The sequence below is a fragment of the Kitasatospora sp. NPDC088783 genome, assembly GCF_044750705.1.
Taxonomy (GTDB): domain Bacteria; phylum Actinomycetota; class Actinomycetes; order Streptomycetales; family Streptomycetaceae; genus Kitasatospora; species Kitasatospora fiedleri.
Genome location: NZ_JBIVKJ010000020.1, coordinates 88,080 through 107,224 on the forward strand (window position 1 = coordinate 88,080; position 19,145 = coordinate 107,224).

The 19,145-nt window shown below is 73.8% G+C and carries 15 protein-coding genes and 1 pseudogene; 12 read left to right on the forward strand and 4 right to left on the reverse strand.

Features of this window, described 5'->3' with window-relative positions:
• The 6 genes from ACIP60_RS34130 to ACIP60_RS34155 all read left to right on the forward strand — a co-directional run bounded on the left by ACIP60_RS34130 (position 1) and on the right by ACIP60_RS34155 (position 10,868).
• Positions 1-1,464, forward strand: a complete 1,464-nt coding sequence (locus tag ACIP60_RS34130; RefSeq protein ID WP_400692256.1) for a sensor histidine kinase — start codon at positions 1-3, stop codon at positions 1,462-1,464.
• Positions 1,465-1,804: 340 nt separating this feature from the next.
• Positions 1,805-3,346: a cytochrome ubiquinol oxidase subunit I gene (locus tag ACIP60_RS34135; RefSeq protein WP_400692259.1), complete on the forward strand. Its 1,542-nt coding sequence runs from the start codon at positions 1,805-1,807 to the stop codon at positions 3,344-3,346.
• 11 nt (positions 3,347-3,357) lie between these two features.
• On the forward strand, positions 3,358-4,365 hold the full coding sequence (gene cydB / locus ACIP60_RS34140) for a cytochrome d ubiquinol oxidase subunit II (RefSeq protein WP_400692262.1): 1,008 nt from the start codon (positions 3,358-3,360) through the stop codon (positions 4,363-4,365).
• A 35-nt stretch (positions 4,366-4,400) separates the two neighbouring features.
• The gene (cydD, locus tag ACIP60_RS34145) at positions 4,401-7,943 is read left to right on the forward strand and encodes a thiol reductant ABC exporter subunit CydD (RefSeq protein ID WP_400692301.1); all 3,543 of its coding nucleotides are present in this window, start codon (positions 4,401-4,403) and stop codon (positions 7,941-7,943) included.
• Between the two features lie 104 nt (positions 7,944-8,047).
• On the forward strand, positions 8,048-9,838 hold the full coding sequence (locus ACIP60_RS34150) for a GAF domain-containing sensor histidine kinase (RefSeq protein ID WP_400692265.1): 1,791 nt from the start codon (positions 8,048-8,050) through the stop codon (positions 9,836-9,838).
• A gap of 85 nt (positions 9,839-9,923) precedes the next feature.
• Complete coding sequence (locus tag ACIP60_RS34155; protein WP_400692268.1) at positions 9,924-10,868, forward strand: DUF72 domain-containing protein; 945 nt, start codon at positions 9,924-9,926, stop codon at positions 10,866-10,868.
• Between the two features lie 30 nt (positions 10,869-10,898).
• On the opposite strand, the gene ACIP60_RS34160 is transcribed toward ACIP60_RS34155, so the two are convergent.
• A complete protein-coding gene (locus tag ACIP60_RS34160; protein ID WP_400692271.1) occupies positions 10,899-11,711 on the reverse strand; it encodes an HAD-IIB family hydrolase in 813 nt (270 codons plus the stop codon).
• A 118-nt stretch (positions 11,712-11,829) separates the two neighbouring features.
• Complete coding sequence (locus tag ACIP60_RS34165) at positions 11,830-12,747, reverse strand: hypothetical protein (RefSeq protein WP_400692274.1); 918 nt, start codon at positions 12,745-12,747, stop codon at positions 11,830-11,832.
• An 839-nt stretch (positions 12,748-13,586) separates the two neighbouring features.
• On the opposite strand from ACIP60_RS34165, the gene ACIP60_RS34170 reads away from it, so the two are divergent.
• Positions 13,587-14,612 (forward strand): hypothetical protein, encoded by a 1,026-nt coding sequence (locus ACIP60_RS34170; RefSeq protein WP_400692277.1) that lies wholly within the window; start codon positions 13,587-13,589, stop codon positions 14,610-14,612.
• Between the two features lie 103 nt (positions 14,613-14,715).
• Here ACIP60_RS34170 and ACIP60_RS34175 read toward each other — a convergent pair whose 3' ends face one another.
• Complete coding sequence (locus ACIP60_RS34175; RefSeq protein ID WP_400692279.1) at positions 14,716-15,603, reverse strand: LLM class flavin-dependent oxidoreductase; 888 nt, start codon at positions 15,601-15,603, stop codon at positions 14,716-14,718.
• Between the two features lie 138 nt (positions 15,604-15,741).
• On the opposite strand from ACIP60_RS34175, the gene ACIP60_RS34180 reads away from it, so the two are divergent.
• Both ACIP60_RS34180 and ACIP60_RS34185 read left to right on the forward strand, forming a co-directional pair.
• Positions 15,742-16,398, forward strand: coding sequence for a DUF433 domain-containing protein (locus tag ACIP60_RS34180; protein WP_400692281.1), 657 nt, complete (start codon positions 15,742-15,744; stop codon positions 16,396-16,398).
• Complete coding sequence (locus ACIP60_RS34185; protein WP_400692284.1) at positions 16,395-16,856, forward strand: DUF5615 family PIN-like protein; 462 nt, start codon at positions 16,395-16,397, stop codon at positions 16,854-16,856. Before ACIP60_RS34180 ends, ACIP60_RS34185 begins: the two co-directional genes overlap by 4 nt.
• A 68-nt stretch (positions 16,857-16,924) precedes the next feature.
• Here the strand turns inward: ACIP60_RS34185 and ACIP60_RS34190 are convergent.
• Positions 16,925-17,161 (reverse strand): annotated as a pseudogene (locus ACIP60_RS34190) (LLM class flavin-dependent oxidoreductase); the annotation flags it as partial.
• Positions 17,162-17,226: 65 nt separating this feature from the next.
• Between ACIP60_RS34190 and ACIP60_RS34195 the strand changes: the two are divergent.
• From ACIP60_RS34195 to ACIP60_RS34205, 3 genes are all read left to right on the forward strand, one after another.
• Positions 17,227-17,508: a hypothetical protein gene (locus tag ACIP60_RS34195; protein WP_400692287.1), complete on the forward strand. Its 282-nt coding sequence runs from the start codon at positions 17,227-17,229 to the stop codon at positions 17,506-17,508.
• Entirely contained in the window at positions 17,505-17,897 is a 393-nt protein-coding gene (locus ACIP60_RS34200) for a type II toxin-antitoxin system VapC family toxin (RefSeq protein WP_400692290.1), read from the forward strand. Before ACIP60_RS34195 ends, ACIP60_RS34200 begins: the two co-directional genes overlap by 4 nt.
• A 294-nt stretch (positions 17,898-18,191) precedes the next feature.
• Positions 18,192-19,055, forward strand: coding sequence for a hypothetical protein (locus ACIP60_RS34205; RefSeq protein WP_400692293.1), 864 nt, complete (start codon positions 18,192-18,194; stop codon positions 19,053-19,055).
• Positions 19,056-19,145: the final 90 nt, after the last annotated feature.

The window sequence follows — 19,145 nt, forward strand, 5'->3', positions numbered from 1 at the left end:
GTGGCCCGCTTCTCGCTGCGCGTGCGCCTGCTGGTGCTCGCGCTGCTCCTGGTCACCACCGGCCTGGTGGTGAGCGACACCCTGGTGCTGGGCACCGTCCGCGGGCAGCTGGTGGACCGGGCCGACGAGCAGCTCGACCGGTTCGCCGAACCGCTCTCCCGCCGCCCGCCGAGCCGGCAGACCACCGCCTCGGTGTTCAGCAGCACGCAGACCGCCGGCCGCCGCTCCGGGCAGAGCCTGCCCAGCGAGTACGTGGTGCGCTACCTGGCCGAGGACGGCTCGGTGCTGTCGGTGATCCGGCAGCCGCTGAGCGACTCCGACCCGGCCCCGCAGCTGCCCGCGCTGGACCGCAAGGGGCTGACCGACCGGCTGGACGAGCCGTTCACCGCCTCCGGGCCGAAGGCCGGCGAGTGGCGCTCGATGGTGCTGCCGCTGCAACGCGCCTCCGGCACCGACCTGGCCGCCCCCAAGTACGTGCAGGTCGCGGTGCCGCTGGCGGACGTCCAGTCCACCATCTCGCACCTGCGCACCACCTTCCTGACCATCGGTGCCGCGGTGCTGGCCGGCCTGGCCGGGCTCGGCGCGCTCGCGGTCCGGGCCGGGCTGCGCCCGCTGCGCCAACTGGAGGCGGGCGCCCAGCGGATCGCCGACGGCGACCTGTCGTACCGGATGCCGGACCTGCCGGTGCGCACCGAGGCGGGCCGGCTGTCCGCCGCGCTGAACGGGATGCTCACCCACATCGAGACGGCGTTCGCCGCCCGGGCCGCCTCGGAGCAGCGGATGCGCCGCTTCGTCGCGGACGCCTCGCACGAGCTGCGCACCCCGCTGGCCGGCATCCGCGGCTTCGCCGAACTGCACCGGATGGGCGCGCTGCAGGACGTGGACCGGGCGATGGACCGGATCGAGTCGGAGGCGGTGCGGCTGGGCGCGCTGGTCGAGGACCTGCTGATGCTGGCCCGCCTGGACGAGGAGCGCCCGCTCAACCTGGCCCCGATGGACCTGCGCACGCTGGCCGCCGACGCCCTGCACGACCTGACCGCGCTGGACCCGGGCCGCCCGGTCGCGCTGACCGGCCCGGACGGACAGGGCGCACCGCAGCCCGCGCCGGTGCTGGGCGACGAGGCCCGGCTGCGCCAGGTGGTGACCAACCTGGTGGGCAACGCGGCCAAGCACACCCCGTCCGGCACCGCGGTGCGGATCGGGGTGGGCCGGGCCGAGGGCGCCTGCCTGCTGGAGGTCGCCGACCAGGGCCCGGGCCTGACCGAGGAGCAGGCCGCCCTGGTCTTCGAGCGCTTCTACCGGGCGGACGCGGCGCGCACCCGCCGGGCCGGCGAGGCCGGGGGATCGGGCCTGGGCCTGGCGATCGCCAGCGCCCTGGTGTCGGCGCACGGCGGCGAGCTGGCCCTGCGCACCGCGCCGGGCGAGGGCGCGGTCTTCCGGCTCTCGCTGCCGCTGCAACGCTGAGGCGCGGGCCACTGAGGCCCGTACCGCCGGGGTCCGTGCCGCCGGGGCCCGTACCGCCGGGGCCGGGCGGCGGGCTGACGCCCGGTCAGGGCGGGCGGTGTCAAGCGCCGTTCGGTACACCGGGGCTGCCCGGACGCTGCTTGTGGGGGGCCGGCCGGACCCCGGATCATCGGCGTGTCCGAGAACACCCCACCCCCGTGCTTCCGCACCGATAAGCATCATGGATACTTCCCTTGTGAACGTGTTCACGTTCACAAGCGGACAAGCTTGGGTGGGTATGGTGCGCCCGGGTGCAAATATCCCTTCCGTCCGTTATGTGCACACCCCGAGAGAAGGCGCAGTGGACCTAGCAGTCGCTCACGAGACCATCTCGCGATGGCAGTTCGGCATCACCACCGTCTACCACTTCCTCTTCGTGCCGCTCACTATCAGCCTGGCCTCGATCGTGGCCGGTCTGCAGACCGCCTGGGTCCGCACCGGCAAGGAGAAGTACTTCCACGCCACCAAGTTCTGGGGCAAGCTCTTCCTGATCAACATCGCCATGGGCGTGGTCACCGGCATCGTCCAGGAGTTCCAGTTCGGCATGAACTGGTCCGACTACTCCCGCTTCGTCGGCGACGTGTTCGGCGCCCCGCTGGCGATGGAGGCGCTGATCGCCTTCTTCTTCGAGTCCACCTTCATCGGCCTGTGGATCTTCGGCTGGGACCGGCTCCCGAAGAAGATCCACCTGGCCTGCATCTGGCTGGTGGCGATCGGCACCGCGCTGTCCGCCTACTTCATCCTGGCCGCCAACTCCTGGATGCAGCACCCGGTCGGCTACCGGATCGACCCGGCCACCGGCAAGGCCCAGCTCACCGACATCGTCCGGGTGCTGACCCAGAACACCACCGTGGTACAGGTCTTCCACACCCTCACCGCCGCCTTCCTCACCGGCGCCGCCTTCGTGGTCGGCATCGCCAGCTACCACCTGTGGCGGGCCAAGCGCGGCAAGCAGCCCGACGGCCGCAAGACCGCCGCGATGCGCACCTCGCTGCGGGTCGGCCTGGCCATCGCCGTGGTCGCCGGCCTGGGCACCGCGATCAGCGGCGACACCCTCGGCAAGGTGATGTTCGAGCAGCAGCCGATGAAGATGGCCGCCGCCGAAGCCCTGTGGGACACCCGGGCGCCCGCCCCGTTCTCGGTGTTCGCGGTCGGCGACGTCTCGAAGGGGCACAACTCGGTCGAGCTGGAGATCCCCGGGATACTGTCCTTCCTCGCCCACAACGACTTCTCCTCCTCGGTGCCCGGCATCAACGACACCGCCGCCGCCGAGGCCGCCCGGTACGGCGGGCAGCCGGACGACTACATCCCCAACATCTTCGTCACCTACTGGGGCTTCCGGCTGATGATCGGCTTCGGCATGACGTCCTTCGCCGCCGCGCTGATCGGCCTGTGGACCACTCGCCGGACGTTCTGGCTCGCCCCCGAGCACCGCACCGGCGAGGACGAGCCGCCCAAGCTGATGCTCACCAGGAACCGCGAGATGAGCGTCTTCTTCACCCGGTGGAGCTGGCGGATCGGCATCCTCACCATGGGCTTCCCGCTGCTCGCCAACAGCTTCGGCTGGATCTTCACCGAGATGGGGCGCCAGCCCTGGGTGGTGTTCGGCCTGATGCGCACCCGCGACGCGGTCTCCCCCAACGTCACCGTCGGCACCCAGCTGGTCGGCCTGACCACCCTCACCGCGCTGTACGCGGTGCTCGCCGTCATCGAGGTCAGGCTGCTCGCCAAGTACGCCGCCGCCGGGCCGAACACGGCCGAGCAGCCGCCCGCCAAGGACCCGACGCTGCGCGGCCCCTCCGACGACGAGGACGCCGACCAGCCCCTCGCCTTCGCGTACTGAGGACGGATCACATGCACCTGCACGACCTCTGGTTCATCCTGATCGCCGTCCTGTGGATCGGCTACTTCTTCCTCGAGGGCTTCGACTTCGGGATCGGCGTCCTGACCAGGCTGCTGGCCCGGGACACCACCGAGCGCCGGGTCCTGATCAACACCATCGGCCCGGTCTGGGACGGCAACGAGGTGTGGCTGCTGACCGCGGGCGGCGCCACCTTCGCGGCCTTCCCCGACTGGTACGCCACCCTGTTCAGCGGCTTCTTCATCCCGCTGCTGCTGATCCTGGTCTGCCTGATCGTCCGCGGCGTCGCCTTCGAGTACCGGGCCAAGCGCGACGGCGCCCGCTGGCAGCGCAACTGGGAACTGGCCGTCTTCTGGACCTCGCTGCTGCCCGCCTTCCTGTGGGGCGTCGCCTTCGCCAACATCGTGCACGGCGTCGACATCGACCGGGACAAGAACTACGTCGGCACGCTCTGGGACCTGCTCAACCCGTACGCCCTGCTCGGCGGCCTCACCACCCTGGTGCTGTTCACCTTCCACGGCGCGGTGTTCGCCTCGCTCAAGACCAGCGGCGACATCCGGGTCCGGGCCCGCGCCCAGGCCACCGGCCTCGGCCTGGTCACCGCCGTGCTCGCCGCGGTCTTCCTGGTCTGGACGCAGCAGCACTCCGGCAACGGCTGGAGCCTGGCCGCGCTGGTGGTCGCCGTGCTCGCCCTGCTCGGCGCGCTCGGCGCCAACCGGCTGGCCCGCGAGGGCTGGGCGTTCACGCTCAGCGGCCTGACCGTCGTGGCCGCCGTCGGGATGCTCTTCCTGGCGCTGTTCCCCGACGTGATGCCCTCCACCCTGGACGGCGCCTGGTCGCTGACCGTCACCAACGCCGCCTCCTCGCCCTACACGCTCAAGGTGATGACGGTCGTCGCCGTGGTCTTCACCCCGCTCGTGCTGCTCTACCAGGGCTGGACGTACTGGGTGTTCCGCCGCCGGATCGGCGTCCAGCACATCCCCGCCGCCGCGCACCACTGACCGCAGGAGCCGAACCGATGGACCGCCAGCAGCGGATGCGCCCGATCGACCCCCGGCTGCTGGCGCACGCCCGCACCACCCGCGCCTTCCTCGCCGGGTCCGTCCTGCTCGGCGGGGCGGGCGCGGCCCTGCTGGTGGCCCAGGCCGGGCTGATCGCCACCCTGGTGGTCGGGTCCTTCCAGCACGGCCGCGCCCCGCTGTGGGGACCGCTGCTCGGCCTGGCGGCGGTCTCGCTCGGCCGGGCGCTGGTCGCCTGGCTCACCGAACTGACCGCCCACCGCTCGGTGGCCGCCGTCAAGTCCACCCTGCGCCGCCAGCTGCTCGACCACGCCACCGCGCTCGGCCCCGGCTACCTCGCCGGCCGCCGCACCGGCGACCTGGCCACCCTCGCCACCCGCGGCGTCGACGCCCTCGACGACTACTTCGCCCGCTACCTCCCGCAGTTGGCGCTCGCCGTGGTCGTCCCGCTGGTCGTGCTGGCCCGCATCCTCGGCGCCGACTGGGAGTCCGCGGCGATCGTCTGCGTCACGCTGCCGCTGATCCCGCTCTTCATGATCCTGATCGGCCACGCCACCCAGGCCCGCACCGACCGTCAGTTCGCCGGACTCGCCCGGCTCTCCCACCACTTCCTCGACGTGGTCGCCGGACTGCCCACCCTGAAGGTCTTCGGCCGGGCCCGCGCCCAGGCCCGGGCGATCGGCCGGATCACCGAGGACTACCGGCGGGCCACCCTGCGCACCCTGCGGCTGGCCTTCGTCTCCTCCTTCGCGCTGGAACTGCTCTCCACCCTCTCGGTCGCCCTGGTCGCCGTCTCGATCGGCTTCCGGCTGGTCGACGGCACCCTCGACCTGGAGACCGGCCTGCTGGTGCTGGTCCTCGCCCCCGAGGTCTACCTGCCGATCCGCCAGGTCGGCGCCCTCTACCACTCCAGCGCGGAGGGCCTGGCCGCCGCCGGGAGGATCTTCGAGGTGCTGGAGACCCCGCGGCCGGCCGACGGCACCCACCCCGCCCCGGCCGCCGCCGACCTGCGGGTCGAGCACCTGACGGTGCGCCACCCCGGCCGCGGCGGCGACACCCTCACCGACCTCTCGCTGACCGTCCCGGCCGGGCGCACCACCGTCCTCACCGGCCCGAGCGGCGCCGGCAAGACCACCCTGGTGCACGCCCTGCTCGGCTTCGTCCGCCCCGACGCCGGACGGGTCCTGGTCGGCGGCCAGGACCTCGCCGAGACCGACCCCGCGAGCTGGCACGCCCAGGTCGCCTGGGTGCCGCAGCACCCGCAGCTGTTCGCCGGGACGGTCGCCGAGAACGTCCGCCTCGCCCGCCCCGACGCCACCGACGACCGGCTCGCCGCCGCCCTCGCCGCCGCGCACGTCGACTTCGCCGCCCCCGGCACCCGGCTCGCCGAGAACGGCCACGGCCTCTCCGCCGGCCAGCGCCAGCGCCTCGCCCTGGCCCGCGCCCTGCTCGCCGACCGGCCCGTCCTGATCCTCGACGAACCCACCGCCCACCTCGACCCGGTCACCGAGGCGGCCCTCCTCGACACCCTCCGCGCCCTCGACCGCACCGTCCTGCTCGTCACCCACCGCCCCGCCCTGATCGCCCTCGCCGACCACCACGTCCACCTCCCGGGCCCGGACGCCGTTCCGCCGGCGCGGGACCAGGGGCGCGCGGAGCCGCCCGGAGCGGGAGGCGAAGCCCTTCGGACCCGGCACCGGAGTGACCTGCCGCTCGAAGGGGCGGCCGCCCGGCAGGGCGCGGACCACGGGGCGCAGGCCGCGCCCGAGCCCGGTCCGACCGCCGTCGCCTCCCGCCCCGGGCGGCTCCCCGCGTCCCTGACCGCCGCCGACCGCGTCCCCCGGCTCCGGCTCGCCGTCCTGCTGGGCGCGCTCGCGCTGGGCTGCGCCGTCGCGCTGATGGGGACGTCCGGCTGGCTGATCTCGCGGGCCTCGCAGCTGCCGCCGGTGCTGTACCTGATGGTCGCGGTGACCTCGGTGCGGGCGTTCGGGATCGGGCGGAGCGTGTTCCGGTACGCCGAGCGGCTGGTCGCGCACGACGCGGTGCTGAAGGCGCTCGGCGGGGTGCGGACGGCCGTCTACCGCCGGCTGGAGCGGCTGGCCCCGGCCGGGCTGCCGCAGTTCCGGCGCGGCGACCTGCTCTCCCGGCTGGTCGCGGACGTGGACGCGGTGCAGGACTTCCACCTGCGCTGGCGGCTGCCGGCCGCCGTCGCCGCCGTGGTCTCGCTCGGCGCCTCGGCGGCCCTGGCCGCGTTCCTGCCGGCGGCGGGCCTGGTGCTGGCGCTCGGGCTGCTGCTGGCGGGCGCGGCCGTCCCGGCGCTGGAGCGCCGGATCTCCGGCCGGACCGAGCGCCGGCACGCGCCCGCCCGCGGCGAGCTGGCGACCGCCGTGCTGGACACCCTGACCGGCACCGCCGAGCTGACCGTCGCGGGCGCGCTGCCGCGCCGCCTGGGCGCGGCCCGGGACGCGGACCGGGCGCTGACCCGGCTGGCGGCCCGCTCGGCCGCCGCGAGCGGCCTCTCGGCGGGCCTGGTGGCGCTGGTGTCGGGGCTGACGGTGGTGGCGGCGTCGGCGGTCGGGGTGCGCGCGGTGGCGTCGGGGGCGCTGCCGGGGGTGTGCCTGGCGGTGGTGGTGCTGACGCCGCTGGCCGCGTTCGAGGCGGTGGCGGGGATGCCGACGGCGGTCCGGTTCCGGGAGCGGGCCCGGGCCTCCCGGGAGCGGCTGGCGGAGGTGCTGGCCGCGCCCCTCCCGGTCCGCGAGCCGGACGCGCCGCGGCCGCTGCCGGACGTCCCGCTGCCCGTCGTGGTCAGCGGTCTGGCGGTGCGCTGGCCCGGCGCGGAGCGCGACGCGCTGCACGGCGTCGACCTGGAGCTGGCCGCCGGGCGCCGGATCGCGGTGGTCGGGGCGTCCGGGTCGGGCAAGACCACGCTGGCGCAGGCGCTGCTGCGGTTCGTCGAGCCGTCGGCCGGGGCGGTGCTGCTGGCGGGCCGCACCGACACCCGGGAGCTGGCGGGCGAGGACGTCCGCCGGGTGGTCGGGCTGTGCGCGCAGGACGCGCACGTCTTCGACAGCTCGGTCCGGGAGAACCTGCGCCTGGCCCGGCCGGACGCCGACGAGGCCGCGCTGCGGGCGGCCCTGGCGCAGGCCCGGCTGCTGGCGTGGGTGGACGGCCTGCCGGAGGGCCTGGACACCATGGTCGGCGAGCACGGCGCGCGGCTGTCCGGCGGCCAGCGCCAGCGCCTGGCCCTGGCCCGGGCGCTGCTCGCGGACTTCCCGGTGCTGGTGCTGGACGAGCCCGCCGAACACCTGGACGTGGCCACCGCGGACGCGCTGACGGCCGACCTGCTGGCGGCCACCGCGGGCCGCACCACCCTGCTGATCACCCACCGGCTGGCCGGCCTGGACGACGGCAGCGTGGACGAGGTGCTGGTGCTGGACGCCGGCCGGGTGGTCGAGCGCGGCCGCTGGTCGGAGCTGGCGGACCGGCCGGACGGGCGGCTGGCCGCGATGGTGGAGCGGGAGCGGGCGGGGGAGCGGCCGGGGGCGCGGGTGGCGGCCTGAGACCGGGCGGCGGGTCCGCGGCGGTGGCGGTCGGTGGCGGCCCGCGCCGGGTGTCGCCGGGCTGAAAAAAGGGGCGAACCATGACAGACGGGCACACTGGTCCCATGCAGACGCCGGAGGAGCCGACCGCCACGGGCGGCCGGCCGCGCATCCCCGAGATCTCCTCGCTCGGGCTGGACACCCTGGTCACCGAGGTCTCGGAGCGGCTCCAGTCGGCCGCCGCGGTGACCGACCGGATGCAGCGGCTGCTGGAGGCGGTGGTGTCGGTCGGCGCGGGCCTCGACCCGCACGCCACGCTCCAGCGGATCGCGGCCGGCGCGGCCGAGCTGGTGGACGCGGAGTACGCGGCGATGGGGGTGGTGAACCCGCACGGCAGCGGCCTGTCCGACTTCATCCACATCGGCGTCGACGAGGGGACGGCGGCCGAGATCGGCCATCTGCCGACCGGCCGGGGCATCCTCGGCGCGCTGATCGACGACCCGCGTCCGCTGCGGCTGACCGACCTGTCCACCGACCCGCGCTCGGTCGGCTTCCCCGACCACCACCCGCCGATGGTGTCCTTCCTGGGGGTGCCGATCCGGGTCCGCGGCGAGGTGTTCGGCAACCTGTACCTGACCGGGAAGAAGGGCGGCGGCTCGTTCACCCCCGAGGACGAGCAGGTGGTGCTGGCGCTCGGCGCGGCGGCGGGCGTGGCGATCGAGAACTCCCGGCTGTACGAGCAGGGCCGCCGCCGGGAGCGCTGGATCACCGGCGCGGCGGCGGTGACCACCTCGCTGCTGTCCACCGACGAGGCGCAGATCGCGCTGACGGTGGCCGCCGAGCAGGTCCGCGAACTCGCCGAGGGCGCGCTCGGGATGATCCTGCTGCCGGCCGGCGAGGACCGGATGCGGGTGGCGCACGCCTCCGGCGAACGGGCCGACCACCTGACCGGCGAACTGCTGCCCGAGCACGGCTTCGCGCCCCTGCTGCTGGCCGGCGAGGCGGTCTACCTGGACGACCTGGCGGCCTCGCCGCAGACCGCCTCCGACACCCAGTTCGACCGGCTGGCAAGGGAGTTCGGTCCGTCGATGGCGGTGCCGATGGTGTCCGCGGGCCGGGTGCTGGGCGCGCTGTGCGTGTGGCGCGCGGCCGGCACCCCGCCGTTCACCGACACCGAGCGGCAGCTCTCCCAGACCTTCGCCTCGCAGGCGGCGCTGGCCCTGCGGCTGGCCGAGTACCAGCGCAACCAGCAGCGGCTGGCGGTCTTCCAGGACCGCGACCGGATCGCCCGCGACCTGCACGACCTGGTCATCCAGCGGCTCTTCGCCACCGGCATGATGCTGGAGTCGGCCGCCCGCCGGGCCGCCGTCCCCGAGGTGCGGGAGCGGATCGGGCAGGCCGTGGACGAGCTGGACGCCACCATCCAGGAGGTCCGCACCACCATCTACGCCCTCCAGCACGGCGACACCGACGACCGGCCGGACACCCTGCGCACCCGGGTGCTGCGCGAGGGCAGCCAGGCCGCGGCGGCGCTCGGCTTCAAGCCCACCATCACCTTCACCGGCCCGGTGGAGAGCCTGGTCGGCGAGAAGACCTCCCGCCAACTCCTGGCCGCCCTGCGCGAGATGCTCTCCAACACGGCCCGGCACGCCCGCGCCTCCCGGGTCGCCGTCGAACTGGACGCCACCGTCCACCTCGGCGAGGACGGCCGCCCGCTCTCCGCCGCCCCCGCCCGCACCGGCCCGCCCGGCGTCCTGCTCACCGTCACCGACGACGGCGTCGGCATCCCCGACGGCGGCCGCCGCTCCGGCCTGCGCAACCTCACCCGCCGCGCCGAGGCCCTCGGCGGCGACGCCTGGCACGAGCCCGGCCCGCACGGCAAGGGCACCCGGGTCCGCTGGACGGCCCGCCTCTGACCCGTCCGGGCCGGTGCGGGCCGGTGCGGGCCGACCCGTCCGGACCGGGTTGTTAGGCCAGGCCCGGACGGGGAAGGCGCGGTCCATGGGAGAGATCCGGGTCGGCGCCTGTTCCTGGACAGACAAGGAGCTGCTGGCCAGCGGCTGGTACCCGAAGGGCCGGCGCGACGCGGAGGGCAGGCTGCGCCACTACGCGTCCCGGTTCCCGCTGGTCGAGGTGGACGCCACGTACTACGCGCTGCCCAGCACCCGCAACAGCGAGCTGTGGGTCGAGCGCACGCCCGCCGGCTTCCGCTTCGACGTGAAGGCGTTCTCGCTGCTCACCGGCCACCCCACCCGGTCGGCCGCGATGCCCGCCGACCTGCGGCCGGCCCTGGCCCGGAAGGACGACCCGGAGCTGCTGGACGAGGTGTGGGCCCGGTTCGCCGGCGCCCTCGAACCGCTGCGCCGGGCCGACCGCCTCGGCACCCTGCTCTTCCAGTTCCCGCCGTGGCTGGCCCCGGACGCGCAGTCCCGGGCGCTGCTGCGGGCCTGCCGGGAGCGCACCGCGGGGTGGCCGGTGGCGGTGGAGTTCCGCCACCCCGACTGGTGGCGGCCGGAGCTGGCCGCCGCCACCTCCGACCTGCTGACCGAGCTGGGCACGCCCGCCGTGGCCGTCGACACCGCGCAGGGCCTGCCCACCTCCGTCCCGCCGGTCGCCCCGGTCACCTCCCCGGACCTCGCGGTGGTCCGCCTCCACGGCCGCAGCCGGGCCTGGGGCACCGGCTCGAAGGAGGACCGCTTCCGCCACGACTACACGCCCGACGAGTTGGCCCCCTGGGTGGAGCGCGTGCACGCGATGGCCGAGCGGACCCGGGAGGTGCACGTCCTGTTCAACAACTGCTGCGCCGACGCCGCCGTCCGGGCCGCCGGGACGATGGCGGGCCTGCTGGGCCTGGATCCGGGACCGGACCCGGACCGTGCGGAGGGCCGGGCGGAGGGCCGGGCGGAGGAGCTGACCCTGGACCTGGGACTGGACCTGGACGGGTGACCGCTGTCGGCGCGACCGCTCCGGAACGGGTCAGATCAGTGTCTCGATGACCGCCGCGACGCCGTCGTGCTCGTTGCTGACGGTGTGCCGGGCGACCGCGGCCAGCACCAGCGGGTGGGCGTTGGCGACGGCGTACGACTGGCCGGCCCAGGCGAGCATCTCCAGGTCGTTGGGCATGTCGCCGAAGGCGACCACCTCGGCGGCCTCGATGCCCTGCTGGGCGCACCAGCGGGCCAGGCTGCTGGCCTTGGTGACGCCCGGGGCGCTGATCTCGACCAGCGGGATCGGGCTGGAACGGGTGACCTCGGCGAGCGGACCGACCGCGGCCCGGGCCCGGTCCAGGAACTCGTCCGGGGCCAGGTCGGGGTGCTTGCCGAGCACCTTGAACAGACCGTCGACCTGCCCGGCGGCGAGCAGCTCCGCGGCGGTGCCGACCGGGTGCTCCTTGTCGGACTCCCACATCACCACGTTGTACCCGGGCTCCCGGGCGAAACCGCCCGGGAACTCGAACGCGAAGGCGGTGCCGGGCAGTTCGTCCCGGATCAGGTCCGTCACGGACAGCGTCCGGGCCGGGTCGAACGGGTAGGTCTCCAACAGTTCCCCGCGCCGGACGTCGACCACCGCGCCGCCGTTGGAACAGATCGCCACGCCGTGGCCGCCGATGTGCGCGCCCAGGTGCTGCATCCAGCGCGGCGGCCGCCCGGTGACGAACACCACCTGCACCCCGGCGGCCTCGGCGGCGGCCAGCGCGGCGGCCGTCCGGGTGGTCACCGTGCCGCCGGAGCACAGCAGGGTGCCGTCGAGGTCGGTGGCGATCAGGCGGGGGCGCGGGAAGGCGGTCATCCGTCCATCTTCGCGCACTCGCCCGGCAACCGGACCCGCCCGGGAACGCGACCCGCCCGGGGCCGGACCCGCCGGGTCGGGCGGGTCCGGCCGGGTCGGGCGGGTCCGGTTGGGTCGGTCAGGCCGCGACGTCCAGGGTGAGCGCCGCGGTGTGCAGCGTGCCGCCGGTGCGGAACTGCAGGAACAGCCGCCAGTCGCCGGGCTCCGGCAGTTCGGCGTGGAACGCCAGGGCCGGCCCGCCGCCCGTGCCCCCGGCGGCCTCCGCCTCCGGGTGCAGGTGGGCGAACGCCAGGTCACCGGCGTGGAAGGCGGTCAGGTGCGCGTACGTCCCCAGGTACGGCTGGAGGTCGGTGACCGGCTGCCCGTCCTTGCCGACGGTGACGGTCAGCTCCCCGGCCGCCCCGGCCCTCGGCACGCCCGACACGGTCACCGTGTAGCCGTCCACGCCGGTGCTCGCGGCGGCGGCCGGCAGCGGCACCGGCGTGCTCCGCCCGGGCACCGTCGCGCTGCGGCTGAGCACCAGGCCGGTGCCCGCCCCGCTGCCCGCGTCGGGGACGAACGAGGCGTACACCCGCCAGTCGCCGGGCTCCAGCGCGGCCACCGGGGCGGTCCAGGTGCCGTCCGGGGACATCACCGGGTGCAGGTGCCGGAAGCCGGACAGGTCGGCGCGGATCGCGTAGAAGTGCATCTCCTCGGTCTGCTCCGGCCGGTACGCGGTCAGCACCCCGCCGTCCGGCCCGGTCACGGTGAACCGGTACGCGTCGCCGGACAGCGCGCCGTCCAGCCGGTAGCCGCCCTGTTCGGCGACCGGTCCGTTGTCGGCGGTGCTGCTGCCGGGCGTGCCGTCCCCGCCGTCCGGGCCGTGGCTCGTCCCGGCCATGTCGTGCCCGGCGTGGTCGCCGTGGCCGGCCGAGGGGGAGGCGGCGCGGTCGGTGCCGGGCGTGCCGTCGCCGCCGCAGGCGGTCGGGCCCAGCACGAGGACGGCGGCCGCGGCGGCGGCCGACAGGGTGCGGCGGGTGGTGGTGGTACGGGTCATCGGGGGTTCGCTCCAGGGTGCGCGCGCGGATGCGCGGTCGCGGACAGGACGCGGCGCCCGGCCGGCCGCCTGCGCGGACCGGTCCGGGTGGCGCCCTCACCTGCGGGCGACGCAGACCCGAATGAGCAACCCCCGCCCGCCGTCCGGCGGCGCCCGCCCGCCCCGCTCCGCGCCCTCCCGGCACGCCACGGCGACCACCGGCCGCGCCGGGCACCACGGCAGGGCCGCCCCCGGAGCGGGGACCGGAGGACGGTCCCGCGCCTGGGTGGAGACGCAGACGGCACCCGGGCCCCCGTCCCGCACCGGCATGCCGACGGCCGGACGGTCGCTCCCGGGCCGCGCGTGCGGCGGCCGGGCGGCGGGCCGGTGCCGCACGCTGGCCGGGTGCACCGGCACCGCGGCGACCCCTCCGGACGGCACGGACGCGTCCTGCCCCGGCCCGGACCGTTCCGTCCGCCCGGGGTGGCAGCCGGCGGCGCTCGCGGGGCTGCCGTGCATCAGGAACAGCCCCAGCAGCAGGGCGCACAGCACCGCCCACCGGGCGGCCGTCCACCCGGCCCGGTCCGTGGTCCGTTCCGTCCGATCCATCCCGCTCAGCATACCCCCACCCCGTATCGAACACCCGGTGCCGCGAGGCGGCGGACGGTACGTCAGAGCGCCCGTCGGCACCGGACGGTGGGCACACGACCGGCTGTTGCCGTTCGGTGACGGATCAACGATCCGCGCCGGACATCCGCTCGACAGACTTCTCCTGCGACGCTCGCCCGGAGCCTCAGGGGGGAACGGGAGCGGGCGCCGCGCCCGCCGCTCACCACCGTCCGTCCCTGGGGGAACCTCCGATGTCCGTCCGCACCCGCCGCACCCGCCGCACCCGCCGCACCCGTCTCGCCTCCTTCGCCGCCGTCGTCGTCCTCGGCGCCACCGTCCCCGTCCTCGGGGGCGCCTCCGCCGCCTGGGCCTGCGGCGACGTGCCGGAGGACGCCGCGGCGACGGTGGCCGCCGCCGCCCCGGCCGCGACCGTGGCCGCCGCCGCCCCGGCCGCGACCGTGGCCGCCGCGGCTCCGTCGGACGCCCCGTCGGACGCCCCGGCACAGGTCCCGGTCGACAAGCTGCGGGTGGAGATCACCGCGCAGCAGAAGTCGCTGGAGGCAGGCGGCGACCCGGTCGAGTTCCAGGTCCGGATCGCCAACTCGGGGACGGTTCCGGCGGAGGGCATCGCCCCGTTCGTCGCCTTCTTCGACGAGGCGGAGGCGGCGGACCGGCCCGGCAGCATCCTGACCAAGGAGGACCTCGCCCTCCAGGTGAAGACCTCCGACGGATGGCGGACCCTGTCGCTGCGCCCCGGCTGCGACCCGGTGCTGCGCTCCGACGACTACGCCTCGCTGAAGAGCACCGTCCCGGCCGGCGGCAGCGCCACCTTCACCTTCCGGCTCGCCGTCACCGGCCACTCCAACCCCGACCAGACCCAGGTCGACGTCTACGGCGGCGTGCTGAACGCCGCGCTCGCCCCCGGGGCCGACGCCCACCTGGTGCTGCCGATCCGGCACGCCGCCCCCACCGACCCGAACCCGCCGGCCGGCACCACGGCCCCGACCGCCGCGCCGAGCACCTCCGCCCCCGCCTCCGCCCCCGCCAAGGGCTCCACCCCGCCGGCCGTCGTCCCGGCCGCCGCGATCAGCCCCGCCGCGACCACCCCGGCCCCGAGCCCGACCACGGGCGCCACCGGCGTGCCCGCCGCCGCCAACCTGGCGTCCACCGGCGGCGGTTCGTCCTCCACCCCGATGCTCCTCGGTGGCACCGCGCTGGTGCTGCTCGGCCTCGGCACCGTGGCCGCCGTCCGCCGCCGCACCACCGCCGGCCGCTGAGCCGCCCCCACCCCCGCTCACCGCCCCGATGCCCTCCGGCACCGGGTCGGTGCCGTCAACCGCCCTCCCCACCGGGCACGTCGACTCCCGACGCGCCCGCCGCTCAACCCAGCTGCGCCAGGCCCTCGGTGGCGATCCGCTCGAAGACCGCGAGGTCGCCCGCGAAGATCGAGTCCGGCACCGGCCAGTGCACCACCAGCTCGGTGATCCCCACCTCCCGGTACGTCCCGGCCCAGTCGACGAACGCGTCCACCGACTCCAGCGGCTTCTCCGCCGTCGAACCCTGGAGCAGCACCTTCTCCAGCTCCCCGACGTCCCGCCCGGCCGCCTCGCACGCCGCCGCCAGCTTCTCCACCTGCCGCGCGATCACTCCGGGCGCCTGCTCCACCGGCACCTCCGCCGGCCCCTTCGGGTCCCCGTACGTCACCCAGCCCTGCCCGTACTCGGCCGCCAGCCGCAGCCCGCGCGGCCCGGTCGCCGCCACGTAGAACGGCACCCGCGGCACCTGCACGCACCCCGGGATGTTCCGCGCCTCCACCGCCGAGTAGTACACCCCCTCCCGGGTCACCGCGTCATCGCGCAGCAACTCGTCCAACAGCCCCACGAACTCCCCGAACCGGTCCGCCCGCTCCCGCGCCGACCACGCCTCCTGCCCCAACGCCGTCGCGTCGAACCCGACCCCGCCCGCCCCGATCCCCAACGTCAACCGCCCACCGGACACGTCGTCCAGCGTGATCAGCTCCTTCGCCAACGTCACCGGATGCCGGAAGTTCGGCGAGGTCACCAGCGTCCCCAGCCGGATCCGCTCCGTCGCCGTGGCCGCCGCCGTCAGCGTCGGCACCGACCCGAACCACGGCTCCTCCCGGAAGCTCCGCCAGCTCAGGTGGTCGTACGTGTACGCCGCGTGGAAGCCCAGTTCCTCGGCCCGCCGCCACACCTGCTGCCCCTCGCTCCACCGGTGGATGGGGAGGATCACCGTACTCAGTCGCATGGCCCCGACCCTACGCGTTCGTCGCGTCGGCGATCCGATCTGCAGAAAGTCGCTGAGTCGGGTGAAATCGTGGCAGTCAGGCCGGCACTACGGGACCATGAAGTACGGTTCGGTCGACTGCCGAACGAGGCCAGGGAGGTGCCGCAGTTGTCGTACGAGCCCAAGCTTGCCGCCGCGCTGTCCGGTGCCACTCTGCGCCAGTTGTCGCACTGGCGCAGGGCCACAGCTGCACGCGGAGCCGTATTGGTCCCGGAGCTCTCAGCCTCTCGGCCGATCCTCTACTCCTTCCGGGATGTCGTGGCCCTTCGCGCATGCGTCCATCTGCGTCAGGACACTTCGCTCCAGAAGATCCGGCGCGCGCTGGACACCCTGCGCGACGATCTCAACGAGCACGAACACCTTTCGAGCTACCGATTGGTGGCCAGCACCGACACCATCTACCTGGCTGCGCCGGATCACGCTGTGGACCTGGTGCAGAAGCGCGGCAACCTGGTCATCCACGAGATGGTCGACGTACTCGCCCCGTTCTACCGCAACGGCCGCCAGATCCCGAGTCTCCTGCAACCCAGAGAGCATCTGTCCGTGGACCCGCTGGTACGTGGCGGCGAACCTGTGATCGAGGGGACGCGTGTCCCTGCTGCTGAAGTCGCTGCCCTACTCAAGGACGGCGTCCCGCCGGAGTCGGTCAGGGACTTCTATCCCGGTGTCACGGCGGAAGCTGCCCGCGACGCTGCTGACTTCACCGCCTACGTGGACAGTTACTCGGATGAAGGATTCCGGCAGGCTGCCTCTTGAAAATCCTGCTCGACGAGAACGTCCCCCTGCCTTTGGCGCGAATGGCCCAGTTGCTGCTGAAACAGCACGAACTTCAACACGTGGCAGAGATCGTCGGCTGGGCAGGCACCAAAGACGTTGAGCTCTACGCGCGGGCAGCCTCAGCAGGCTTCCAGGTCGTGCTCACTAACGACACCAAGCAGATGGCTCGCCCGCTGGAGGTTGTGGCGATCGCCGAATCGGGCCTGCACAGGATTGAGTACCGCCACAATCACAAGCACGGGGGCCTCGTCGGCCTGGGCGCGGCTGTCGCCACTGTCTGCGCCGGTCTGCCACACGCCTTAACCGAGCTCGAATGCGCAACAGGCCAACTCCTGCTGTCCCTCACTTCGATCGACCCGTCGCATCAGAGCCGGCTGCGAATCGTGAATCCCGCCGCGACTCCTCCGAAGCACTGGCCTACCGCCGGGAGTGCATGAGGCGGGAGCCGTGAGAACGAGCTACGCGTCGGACGGGCGCAACTGCAGGTCTTCGCAGGTCAGCATGCGATAGGTGAACGGGGCTTGACCGAGGTCGCCAGCGTCCCCAGCCGGATCCGCTCGGTCACCGTGGCCGCCGCCGTCAGCGTCGGTACCGACCCGAACCACGGCTCCTCCCGGAAGCTCCGCCAGCTCAGGTGGTCGTACGTGTACGCCGCGTGGAAGCCCGGTTCCTCGGCCCGCCGCCACACCTGCTGCCCCTCGCTCCACCGGTGGATGGGGAGGATCGCCGTGGTCAGTCGCATACCGGCGACCCTACGTGCAAGGGTGACCGCCGACATCCTCACACACCATGTACTACAGTTTTCCCATGACTGCACCGCGCTCCGGCAAGACACGAGTCACCAGCGTCTCCCTGCGCGCCGAGACCTTGGAAGCCATTCGTGCCCGCGCCGGCAAGCAGGGCATCTCCTCCTACATCGAGGAGGCCGTGCAACGGCAACTCCAGCGCGAAGCCATCGACGAGTACATCGAGGCCGCCGAAGCCGATCACGGACCGGTGGACCCGGCGGAGGTGACGGCCAGGGCCGAGCGCATCCGTGCGCACCATGCCGCTCATCGCGCAGACCCCGCCCCGGCGGACGCCGCGTGAGCGGCACGCTCGTTCTCGACAGCGAGGCTCTCTCCAAGCTGTCCCGGCGGCACCGCGACATGACTGTGTGGTTGGACGTCGCCCGCACACTGGATCTTCTGGTGGTGACGAGCGCAGCCACTCTGGTGGAGGCGCGCGATCCCAAGGTGCCGCAGTCGGCGTTCGACCATGCGGTCTCCCTCGCCAAGGTGCGGCCCGTCACGGAGGAGACCGCGCGGGCGGCGAGCAAGCTGCTGACAGCTGAGGGGCTGCACGGCCACAAGTACGCCATCGACGCGATGCTCGCAGCCACCGCGCACGCGGAACACGGCGACGTGACCGTGGTGACCAGCGATGTCGATGATCTACGCCGCCTGTGCCACCGCCGCATCGCGGTCGAGCCGATCTGACGTCTTCGCACCCGGTCGTTCGGCTTCCACCGTGCGATGTCGGCGTTCGATCCTGATGTGCCATCACCTCATGGCGCGAACATCGTTCTTGGGGAGCGGACTTGGCTTGCCGATGGCGTGGTCCATGCTCTTGTGCATCCGATGCGCGGAGACTCGGATGCACAGCGATGCCATGCGGGCCCGGTGCCCGAGACGGCTGAGCGCGGGTGTGGAGCACCCACTCCGCCCATCCATTGGTGCGGTCTCACGAGGTCTGCGACCGAAGCGCCGACCGGGCGGCGACGAGGTGTCAGCATGCCTGGAACCAACCGCACGAAGGCGGCGCGCGTCCGGATTCGCTACACGGGCGAGACCCGGGAAGCAGCCGAAGCCGGCGCACGAGACGAGCGGTCGTCGGGGCTTGACGACTGTTCCCCCGAACAGTTGAAACTCCGAACGCTGCTGGCGCTGGGCCTGTTCAACAGGAGCATTGATCTCACTTCACCGATTCGGCGGGGCTTGCACACGCTTACCGCCTACACGCTGACGGTCTCCCCACGCTTCAAGCGGCTGGTCCTGATCGCCGATGCTTCCTGCAACGTGGTGTGCTCCCTCCTTCCAACGCCCTCTGGCGTCACCTACCTGCCCGGGCTGAGGCTGAAGGAGACCCACAGCTGCGACACCTACACGCTGCTGCACGTGCCCACCGGCGCGGAGTTGGTTGTGACGGGCAACAGACACGGCAAGATCACCGGGCCGGCCGGGTTGAACCGCCCCCGGGAGTTCCTCACCCTCGACACCCCTGTGGGCGATGTCGAGCGCGATCAACCACGCCGCGTGCCCTCTGTCAGTCACGACGCGGCAGTGCTGTTGGCGGGGCTCGTGTGTCGCATCAGTACCAAGGACCCGAACGGCGCATGGGCGGTCGGAACATGGTTCTCGGACCCGCTGCGCCGCCCAGGACGGCTTGAGGAGCGCGAAGCCTACGAGCGAGGACTGTTCGGAAGCGGAGATCGGTGGGAGCTTCGCCGGGGTGGCTTCCCCTATCCCGAGGACGTCGCGGCCGCGTTGACCGCTCCCGTTGCAGGTATCCCAGGCGCGACTCTGCATCGCCAAGCCGCCCTCTGCCACGTCGAATCGGGCTCGGCCGCCCTTACCCTTGCCTCGCGACGCACCTAGGACGTGTCTGACAAATGATCACCTTCGTCCCGATCTCCGGCGGTAGGTAATGCCCTTGCTGTGATGGTGGAGGCCAGCGATGCTGGGTCG